The organism is Arthrospira sp. PCC 8006 (assembly GCF_046480465.1).
GTDB classification, from domain to species: Bacteria; Cyanobacteriota; Cyanobacteriia; order Cyanobacteriales; family Microcoleaceae; genus Limnospira; species Limnospira platensis.
Window position 1 is genome coordinate 1 of the sequence record NZ_PKGG01000208.1, and the last position, 9433, is coordinate 9433.

At 46.1% G+C, this 9433-nt stretch carries 12 protein-coding genes and 1 pseudogene; 1 reads left to right on the forward strand and 12 read right to left on the reverse strand.

Features of this window, described 5'->3' with window-relative positions:
- From B9T16_RS22190 to B9T16_RS22240, 11 genes and pseudogenes are all read right to left on the reverse strand, one after another.
- On the reverse strand, nt 1-255 hold a 255-nt coding region (locus B9T16_RS22190), incomplete at its 3' end, for a hypothetical protein (protein WP_410245789.1).
- Between the two features lie 58 nt (nt 256-313).
- Nucleotides 314-1267, reverse strand: coding sequence for a hypothetical protein (locus B9T16_RS22195; protein WP_410245790.1), 954 nt, complete (start codon nt 1265-1267; stop codon nt 314-316).
- 212 nt (nt 1268-1479) lie between these two features.
- Nucleotides 1480-1719: pseudogene (locus B9T16_RS22200) on the reverse strand (hypothetical protein); the annotation flags it as partial.
- A gap of 16 nt (nt 1720-1735) precedes the next feature.
- Nucleotides 1736-2071, reverse strand: a complete 336-nt coding sequence (locus B9T16_RS22205) for a transposase (protein WP_014276129.1) — start codon at nt 2069-2071, stop codon at nt 1736-1738.
- 151 nt (nt 2072-2222) lie between these two features.
- Nucleotides 2223-2414: a hypothetical protein gene (locus tag B9T16_RS22210; protein ID WP_410245791.1), complete on the reverse strand. Its 192-nt coding sequence runs from the start codon at nt 2412-2414 to the stop codon at nt 2223-2225.
- Between the two features lie 154 nt (nt 2415-2568).
- A complete protein-coding gene (locus tag B9T16_RS22215) occupies nt 2569-2778 on the reverse strand; it encodes a hypothetical protein (RefSeq protein WP_006615891.1) in 210 nt (69 codons plus the stop codon).
- Nucleotides 2779-3162: 384 nt separating this feature from the next.
- The gene (locus tag B9T16_RS22220; RefSeq protein WP_014276132.1) at nt 3163-3516 is read right to left on the reverse strand and encodes a DUF433 domain-containing protein; all 354 of its coding nucleotides are present in this window, start codon (nt 3514-3516) and stop codon (nt 3163-3165) included.
- 662 nt (nt 3517-4178) lie between these two features.
- Entirely contained in the window at nt 4179-4445 is a 267-nt protein-coding gene (locus B9T16_RS22225) for a DUF4336 domain-containing protein (protein ID WP_286131390.1), read from the reverse strand.
- A 69-nt stretch (nt 4446-4514) separates the two neighbouring features.
- Nucleotides 4515-4994, reverse strand: coding sequence for a hypothetical protein (locus B9T16_RS22230; RefSeq protein ID WP_410245792.1), 480 nt, complete (start codon nt 4992-4994; stop codon nt 4515-4517).
- Between the two features lie 217 nt (nt 4995-5211).
- Nucleotides 5212-6858, reverse strand: a complete 1647-nt coding sequence (locus B9T16_RS22235) for a HEAT repeat domain-containing protein (protein ID WP_410245793.1) — start codon at nt 6856-6858, stop codon at nt 5212-5214.
- A 13-nt stretch (nt 6859-6871) separates the two neighbouring features.
- A complete protein-coding gene (locus B9T16_RS22240) occupies nt 6872-7657 on the reverse strand; it encodes a HEAT repeat domain-containing protein (RefSeq protein WP_410245794.1) in 786 nt (261 codons plus the stop codon).
- Between the two features lie 348 nt (nt 7658-8005).
- Between B9T16_RS22240 and B9T16_RS22245 the strand changes: the two genes are divergently transcribed.
- Nucleotides 8006-8140: a hypothetical protein gene (locus B9T16_RS22245; RefSeq protein ID WP_286131391.1), complete on the forward strand. Its 135-nt coding sequence runs from the start codon at nt 8006-8008 to the stop codon at nt 8138-8140.
- A gap of 11 nt (nt 8141-8151) precedes the next feature.
- On the opposite strand, the gene B9T16_RS22250 is transcribed toward B9T16_RS22245, so the two are convergent.
- Nucleotides 8152-9195: a hypothetical protein gene (locus tag B9T16_RS22250; protein WP_410245795.1), complete on the reverse strand. Its 1044-nt coding sequence runs from the start codon at nt 9193-9195 to the stop codon at nt 8152-8154.
- Nucleotides 9196-9433 lie beyond the last annotated feature (238 nt).

A 9433-nucleotide genomic window follows, 5' to 3' on the forward strand; every position in this document is an offset into this window, starting at 1 on the left:
TTGGAAAATGGGATAAACGGCTTTCCCGCTTAATCCCCTTTTTTTGGCTTCCAGGATTTCTAACCAAATGTCTAAATATTCATTCATGGGATATCGCCTCAACGGTTGGGTTAGAGGTTCCCGGAGTCGGGGAAGTGAATAAAGGGGTGTTGAGAAACCGCCATAGATTTTGCCATCTCTCACGCCAACTCGACATGGTTCCGCCTCCGGTGAGTCTTGGTTCGGTGGTGTCGGTTCAGTGAAGCCTCGCGCCACCGCACCTTAATTGTAAATTGTACCCCACCCCGCGACTCTTTGAACACCCCCACCAGGTTCACAAGTCACCGGAAAACCGAGCCAAAAGCTCCTCCCGTGATAACTGCCAAATCAACTGTGCTTGCTCCAAGGGGGGAACTTGAATTAACCCCTCGATAATCTCAGCTAATTCTGCATCCACCGCACCAAATTTAACTTGTAACATACTTTCAAGGAGCGATCGCTGTCCTTGCTCGATACCTTGTTGGATACCTTGCTCGATACCTTGCTGGACTCCTTGTTGGACTCCTTGCTGGATGCCTTCTTCCTTAACAGTTTGTAACCGTTGTAAATACAGGGGTGATAGTTCCATAATTAACTCCCTCTCTTCTGGGTCTAAATTTTGCCGCGCTTCTAGCATCGCGCGCAGGTTATACAGTAATTCTAGCGTGGTTTCTCGGGTGGGATTGTCTCCTGGTAGTTGATAGAGTTCTTGCAAGGCTTGTTTTTGGACTCTCCCCGTCCCTAAAATCCGCAACCATAGGGTTTCTGCTGTCGGCGGTAGTTGGTGGATTACTATAATAGCGCTTTCCAGTCCCTTGGGGAGAAAGTACACCCCACTCATCCAGTTTTCCAGGTCTACCATAGCGCCAAAATCTGCTAAGATGGCAGGGGATGCGGTGGGGGTCAGAATCCACAACCGGGGTGATTCTCCGGGAGCGAGCCGTCTTTTTTCCCGGTCGGCTTGGCGTTCCAATTGCGCCTTCATCTCTAATATCTTCACCAGACAACTGCGAATTTCTCTGGGTCTAACGGGATTGCTAAAAGGCTCAAAAACCGCACTGGTGGTGGCTAATCTTCCCAATAAGCCTAGGTTACTAGCTGGGGCGATATTTTCCGGGTTGGGTGTGAAAAAGATGTCAATTTCTCGCCTTTCTGAAGCCATGGTTTTGCTGGTTTCAGTTTGACCTAATGGCTTTAAGAGTTCCTGGATATATTGCTTGGTGAATTGGTCGTAGATAAACCGGGTCATTTATAGCTGTTTTCGAGGTCTCTAATTATTAATTATACTCTAGTCTGGCTCCGACAGCAGCCCTCAATTGCTGCCTTCACCCCGCCAACTGAGAAACCGGGTTTCTTTGAGAAACCCGGTTTCTTGACCCCCCCCGGTTCACAAGTCACCGGAAAGCTGTCCTTGCTGAACTCCTTGTTGTCCGAGAAACCCGGTTTCTTAACCCCCCCGGTTCACAAGTCACCGGAAAACCGAGCCAAAAGCTCCTCCCGTGATAACTGCCAAATCAACTGTGCTTGCTCCAAGGGGGGAACTTGAATTAACCCCTCGATAATCTCAGCTAATTCTGCATCCACCGCACCAAATTTAACTTGTAACATACTTTCAATGAGCGATCGCTGTCCTTGTTGGATACCTTGCTGGATGCCTTGTTGAACTCCTTGTTGGATACCTTGCTGAACTCCTTGCTGGATACAGCTTGTTCGATATTTAATTAGTACAGTAACCGCATTTAGTAAACCATTTCTTAAACGTATTTTTTCTCATCAGCATTAGAGCCAGTTTAATTAACTGTTCTAGTGCTTCCATTGCTCGTGTTGGAAACATTCTGACCACTGACTTAACCGTTGACCGCAACATTTCAATAGGATTGAAATCTGGTGAGTAGGGTGGTAAATATTCTACTCTGGCTCCCGTAGCAGTGATCATTTCTTCAATGCCCTCCATTTTATGGATATTAAGGTTATCCATAACTACGACATCCCCTGGATTCAGTCTCGGAACCAAGTCCTGTTCAATAAAATCCTGAAAATCTTTACCTTTCATAGAGCCTTCTATGGCTTTTTTAGCGGGTGCATCTCAATGAGGAGATGAGTATAATTACTCAGGGCAAAAATATACTCTTACCCTGATTAAGCAGCTAACGCGCCATTTAGATAGGCACAGCGATCGCCTTTTTTCGATTGGCCCGTTCTGATCAATCAGGCGGCGCATTTTCTAACAGATGTTCAGGATGTCCGCCCAACCTTTCGACAATAGTTGGCCGTGGTTGTAAACTCAACCAGCATTCTTGAACCAAGCGTTTAATCAATTCATCCCTGGTCGTTTTTTCCCTGGCTAAAATTTCCACTAAACGGGCTTCTGTTTCTGGGTCTAGTTCTATATTCATGAGGCGTTCTGATTTGTGCTTGATATCTAATTCTACCGAATTTACCCTAACTCATCCTATTATAGCTAAATGCTGAGAAACCGGGTTTCTATGGATATCTCGGTTAGGATACAGAAACCCTGACAGCAACCCGGTTTCTTTGATTCCACTCAACCTAAGACATTTCCAGAACTTGTTGGAGAGAGGCAGAGAGTTCAATAGGCATAAAATATGCGTTAGGATAGAGGTAATCTTCCCCTGATTCATCAATTATCCGCAGCATTTGATGACTATTCGCTTTTGAGTCGGGTAAGACTGGATAAATCTTGCGAACTTCTAGGGAAGCTGCATAGTCTGTATTTTTGATGCCAACAACAAAGTTCATTAGTTCATGGCTTTTCCTCTCATGGATAAAGCGGCGGCAGTTCAACATCCAATAAAAATTACTTGATTGGCGAAATCTTCTAATTCTCCCATTTTGGCGTAAACCTCTAACTATTCGATCGCATAACCCATCGACACTTGAGGACTTAAAAAGAAAATTCCGGTAAACGCTTTACCTTGATTGACGCAATTTTTATCTAACACTAGAAAATCATGATCCGTGGTTACAAGAGGACGCTTTAGTTGCACAGACTCAAAATTATTTCATAAATAGCACTATTATTATTGTCTTCTTGAGCGGTCATAACCTCAACCAATGTCAGTTTTAAACCAATCTTAATCGCTCGATGGAGTGGAGCCTCGAAATAGTAATAGATTGCCATTTTCATCCTTGCTGCTGCTGCCATTTTTGCTGAAGCCTTTGTTGAAAATCGGCAGTATTATGACCGACTCTCATTGTAATTAAATCAGCTTGCAGGTTCTGGATGTTTTCTTGTTCTTGAGCAATTTGAGCATCAATTTGGTGTTGATAGGTGTAGTAATAACTGAGGGCAGAATAAATGGCAGCGAGGGAAATTTCTGGGTGTTGAAAGTGCAGTTCTTCTGGACTCCAGCCGTGGGCGTGTTTTTCTTGAATCAGTTGGGCAACTGAAACGCGACTATTGGCAATAGTTGCCTGATTTTGAGCATCAATGTCTAGGTATTGCCAAGTTACCGGAGTATCGGTGATGAATGTCATATTGAGGATGGGGATATGGGTTGATACTAGGGGGTTACGACTATTATAGCCAAGTTGCCAGAAACCGGGTTTCTATTACTATCTTTGTTAGGATATAGAAAGCCTGACAGAAACCCGGTTTCTTAGAGTCAGTTTTAGTCTTTCTGGATTTCTAGGTTGGCGAAGTGTTGTTGCACGAGGCTATCGGTGCATTTATTTAGGGAGTAAAAATCAGGTTTTATAGTGGTGGAATATAGGATAAGGTAAACACTAGCTTCAACGCCAAAAAGATTCATACCCTTTCTTTAATTTTTCTGTGCTATCTCGCTAAATTATACTTCCATGAGCCATAATAAATCGCTCGAAATCCCATAACATTACTTGTTAAAACGATTGTCTAAATCGCTCTTTTTAATTGGTGGCTATCCTTTCCATGATTGATAGACTTAATTGTTTATATACTCCCAGCAGTCTAGCTTAAAATTGTGTCATAATTGGAAATGTTTCATCAAAGTGCAATTCTGTATCTGTCAAAATCAGAGTGCGACTTGCAGAATGAAAAACACACATTCATTAAGTGAATCAATTCCCGTTAAGCCCCAAACTCTTAAACCATCGAATAAGACAAAGTATAATCCAGGTAATAACTCACCTCGATCGCCCCTGATGGTCTGGTCAATCGGTCAATCGGGTTTTTTAATGGTTAAACCAGGGGCAGCCCCAAAGGTTGCCTGGGGATAAATAGATTTGAAATTAGCTGCAAATAAATAATGATAAAGGTTAGGGGCAATAATATACTTGACAACTCCCAGTTGACCTAGCTGGCTGACAAGTCTGTCGCTAGATTGAATTGGAGAAATTACCGCGAGTTCTCGATTAGCCAATCGAATAACCGTCATCCTGTTCCGACACTGAGTCCCAAATATCGGAAGGTCTATTCTGCAACCCAAACATCTATATCAACTTCTTTTAGCATGGTTTTGGTGAGTAGTTTGATGGCTAGGTTTAATGGTAGGAGCTTATAGTTTTAAAAACAACTTTGTCGATCGCATCTGAGTTAAGATATTTTGACGCGCGCGATACTCCTGTTTAGAGAACGATCGCCCCCTCGGTTGATTGTGCAGCCACTCCAACCCCTGCCCCACCTCTTGACGAAATTCCGTCACTTCTTGGCGCAACCCCTCTAGGCGTTCCTCTAGGGTTTGTAACAAGTCGCTGATGGTGGTTTCCATTACCCCCAACCGTTCACAGACTTCCGCAAAACCAGAATCAATACTATGGGAAACATCCCGAAAAAACTCCTCCTGCTGGGTGACGTTTCTCCTTTTACAGGCTGCCATGTTGAGGCGGATGAAGATATCACCCCATTCTGTATCGGTGAGGTTGCCTTGTTGGGTGAGTTGGTATTCTTGGGGGGTGAGGAATTGGTCGAGTTGGGCTTCTCGTAGTTCAGGGTAACGTTGCTGGGTGAGTTCCTGTTGGGCGATCGCTAAACCCACCTATATATCTCGCCTAATTCAATTAGTGATTTCCCTGGGCAAAAATACCCTACAACCGAACACCTAAGCGTCATCAATATGGTAGTAGCTTAGGGGTGGCTGCCATCGCCTTTTGGTGTCACCAACAACAGCAATTATAGCCCAGTTTCCCGCAACCGGGTTATAGCAGAGCCATGTCCGATGATCAGGGGTTGAATTTACTGCTAATTTCACCGGTTCATCGTGCCAAGCTTTGCAACCACTGGAGGAGATGGGCAATCAAATCGGGGTCGCTTTCTAGGAATTGCGGTAATCGGCACTCCGGGAGGGGTTGGGGGACAACCACCGCCATGGGGGGATGGCTAAAGCGGGCGAGTTTMTTGAGTACCGCGATATCAAAGCCTTGGGGGGGTGGGTCGGTGGGTTCTTCGTAGAGGATGAGGGCAATTGGATGGTCGCTGAGGTCATCCTCGCAGTAGGCTTGTAATTCGGCAATGGTACCGGGTTTACCGTCGGGACTGGCGGGACAACCGGCTTTTTTCAAGGTGGTGTAGATTTGCAAGGCGGGGTTGCTGGGGTCGCTGAAGCGGCTGTGATCGATGCAAATGGGTTGGCAGTTGAGGGGGTGGGTTTGGATGGCTTGGTTGAGGATTTGGGGGAGAAGGGCGAGGTTACACTGTTGAATAAAGGGGGTGTTGTCTTCCACTTCGGGATGAGGGGTGGTGGGGAGATTGTGCCAGGGTTGATAAAATTCGGGATAGGGGAGGTTTTCGGCACAGTTGCAGATGAGTTTGTAGGATGCCTTGAATAGGTCAAAGTTGTTTTCGTAAACTTCATCGCTGAGGCAGTCTTTTAAGGCGGAGACGACTCCTGCATATTCTTCCGGTGTGGTGAGGATTTTCCCTAAACTCCATGCTGCCAGCCTACGGGTATCTTCATCCTCAGTAGTGCGGATAATTTCGAGCAACCCAGCGATCGCATCAGGATTTCCTTGTCCGATTTCCCCTAAACTATMTGCCRCCWGAMYACGGGTATATTCATYCTCAGTGGTGCGGATAATTTCAAGCAACCCAGCGATCGCATCAGGRTTTCCTTGTCCGATTTYCCCTAAACTATATGCCACCAGACCACGGGTATCTTGATCCTCAGTGGTGCGGATAATTTCAAGCAACCCAGCGATCGCATCAGGATTTCCCTGTCCGATTTTCCCTAAACTCTCTACTGCCTCCCTACGGGTCTTTTCATCCTCAGTCGTGCGGATAATTTCAAGCAACCCAGCGATCGCATCAGGATTTCCCTGTCCGATTTCCCCTAAACTMTATGCCACCAGACYACGGGTATCTTCATCCTCAGTSGTGCGGATAATTTCAAGCAACCCAGCGATCGCATCAGGGTTTCCCGGGTCGATTTCCCCTAAACTATATGCCACCAGACCACGGGTATCTTGATCCTCAGTGGTGCGGATAATTTCAAGCAACCCAGCGATCGCATCAGGATTTCCCTGTCCGATTTTCCCTAAACTCTCTGCTGCCTGAYWACGGGTATMTTBATCCTCAGTGGTGCGGATAATTTCRASCAATMCAGCGATCGCATCAGGATTTCCTTGTCCGATTTTCCCTAAACTTTCTGCCGCCTGAATACGGGTATATTCATYCTCAGTGGTGCGGATAATTTCGASCAAYCCAGCGATCGCATCAGGGTTTCCYTGTCCGATTTCCCCTAAACTATATGCCACCAGACCACGGGTATCTTGATCCTCAGTGGTGCGGATAATTTCAAGCAACCCAGCGATCGCATCAGGATTTCCTTGTCCGATTTTCCCTAAACTTTCTGCCGCCTGAATACGGGTATATTCATTCTCAGTGGTGCGGATAATTTCGASCAATACAGCGATCGCATCAGGGNTTTCCTTGTCCGATTTCCCCTAAACTATATGCCACCAGACCACGGGTATCTTGATCCTCAGTGGTGCGGATAATTTCAAGCAACCCAGCGATCGCATCGGGATTTCCTGGGTCGATTTTCCCTAAACTCTCTGCTGCCTGCATCCGACTGTCCTTTTCTGGGCAATTCTCAATAAGTTCAATCAGTGGGGACATCGCCAAGGGTCTAATGGTTTGTGGTATCACCTCTCTCGCCGCTTCTTCGATGGGTTCTAAAAAGGTTTGCCATTCCTGTTTTTCAGTATTTAAATAACCAAACCCCCACTTCACCACCTGCCGCACAATATCGGTAGCCAGAGAACAAGCCTTAAATTGATTAATTTCAGCAGCAGCCAGCAAATATGTTTTATATTCATAAAAATCTCTGACCCCATCCTCAAACTCAACCAACGCCCGAATCAAATCCTCCTTCTTCTGAGCCTGAATATCCTTACGCCCCAACCAACACAAAATCACCTGCTTCCACTGCTTCTCAAAAATCCGATACCGCCTCCCCGCCACCGGAGAATCAACATGATTCCGAGGCAGAAAATAATCCCAATCCTCCACCGCCAACGCTGCAAAATACTCCTGAAACGTCGCATGATAAAAGGCAAAAATACTATCGCCGCGTCCATCTCTGCCCACCCGATTTAACCAACCCAACCGCAACACCAAATAAGCCCACGAAGTCTGATCTGATTCCTCCCCTAGATGCTCTTCCACCAAAGCCTGTGATAACCGAAATCGCTGCCGGGGCAAATTCAGCGCAGCCTTTGCCAGTCCCCCCCAATTGCCGATTCAAATTCTGCTTTAATTTCGTGGTATTCGTGCCACAAACTTCCGCATACTTTTCCAAGTCATTTAAATTCTGATTCCACTCATAAATTTTTCGCAGGTAACGCTGATATAACTCCGCCTGAGTGTCCGGCAACGACCCATCCCAAATCATGCAGAGCATCGTCAAACACAAGGGATTTTGGACTAAATCAAGGAGGTTTTCCCGTCCCGGTTCATGGAGGGCGGCGATTAGAGCATCTGCAGGAGTTGGGGTTGAATTTTTCATCGCATTCTGGTGGGAGTCAGGCATAAATTACTAGGAATTACCTATTGACAAAACAACCAAATAGTGCCTTGATAAATCTTGAGTTATCCAGTCAGAAAATACCCCCTAGTTTACATGATAAACCCTGGCTAAATTTGACTAACCTACCGGACAAGAGTAGCGATCGCCCCCGCCAATAATCTGCATAAATTTAGTTGAGGTTTAACTGCTTGAGCAGGGCTTCACCTGTGGTCTGGGGAACATTATACTCAGATAGAGTTGTTGCGTCAATTGCACCGCCGCCATAGGTCAAAACTCCCCATTGCCCCTGTTCTTTTCGGAGCAACATCATCCCCGCTGTTTCCCCTTGCTGCCAAGTAAGTAAAGCCGTGTCATCAGCGATCGCCATTTTTTCAATGGTTGGGGTAGGCAACCCTGCTGCTAAGGCTCCCGGTTCCAAAAACATAAGGGCAATGCGCTGTATTTCTTGGCGGTCTGAAGTTGGCTGATTGCTGACTGTGAAATTATTGAGGTCAAACTGTGCAGAAATTTCCATGATCTGCTCTCTCGCACCGAGTTCTAGCTGATGCCAACGGGCTTTATCTGTAGTCACGTTGATCGCCATTTTTTCAATGGTTGGGGTAGGCAACCCTGCTGCTAAGGCTCCCGGTTCCAAAAACATAAGGGCAATGCGCTGTATTTCTTGGCGGTCTGAAGTTGGCTGATTGCTGACTGTGAAATTATTGAGGTCAAACTGTGCAGAAATTTCCATGATCTGCTCTCTCGCATCGAGTTCTAGCTGATGCCAACGGGCTTTATCTGTAGTCACGTTGATCTGTCGGTTTCCAACTAACTCTACAATGGTCTGGCGAGCTTCTGGGAGTAGCACAAAAACCTCATCAGAGTGGAAGTAGCGAATTGCATAGATATCTGCGTTCTCATTGAGCCAATATCCGGCACCATCACCCTCACTAGCCAGAGATGAAGAGGCATAAACAACTTGAATCAAGCCCTGGGAGTCAGTCATGGTGCAGATCTGATAACGCAAATTCCCGACAATTTTTTCCTGTTTTTGACAGGCTCGCCGGGTCAAACGCTCAAATTCTGTATAAATTGCCTCGGCGTTGTAGTGCCTCGATGCCAACCCAGAGGGGCTGGATAAAGTAACGGGAGATGAGGCGATCGCAGCGTTTTGGGGTAGAAAAGACTCGGAAGATGGTCTTATAGTCTGCTCAGTAGTCTGCCCAGTTGTCAACTGCCCACAAGCCAATAATCCACAACTCAACCCCAGGAGTCCAGCCCAGCTCAAAGTTTTGATTAGGGGTCGAGATAGACCTCACGGTCTACCCCTCCCATTCAGCAGCAGAACCGTACATGAGACTTTCACCTCATACGGCTCCTAGTTTGACCGTCTCCTTGTTAAGAGTACAGCAACATCTCTTCATCAAGAGCTGTTTTATCATCGTGACAATGGCGATGTAATAATTGAAGAT

Bases quoted from the DNA above. Each gene is read 5' to 3' on its own strand.
- B9T16_RS22195 (WP_410245790.1), bottom strand. From the start codon at position 1,267: ATGACCCGGTTTATCTACGACCAATTCACCAAGCAATATATCCAGGAA.
- B9T16_RS22205 (WP_014276129.1), bottom strand. From the start codon at position 2,071: ATGAAAGGTAAAGATTTTCAGGATTTTATTGAACAGGACTTGGTTCCG.
- B9T16_RS22210 (WP_410245791.1), bottom strand. From the start codon at position 2,414: ATGAATATAGAACTAGACCCAGAAACAGAAGCCCGTTTAGTGGAAATT.
- B9T16_RS22215 (WP_006615891.1), bottom strand. From the start codon at position 2,778: ATGAACTTTGTTGTTGGCATCAAAAATACAGACTATGCAGCTTCCCTA.
- B9T16_RS22220 (WP_014276132.1), bottom strand. From the start codon at position 3,516: ATGACATTCATCACCGATACTCCGGTAACTTGGCAATACCTAGACATT.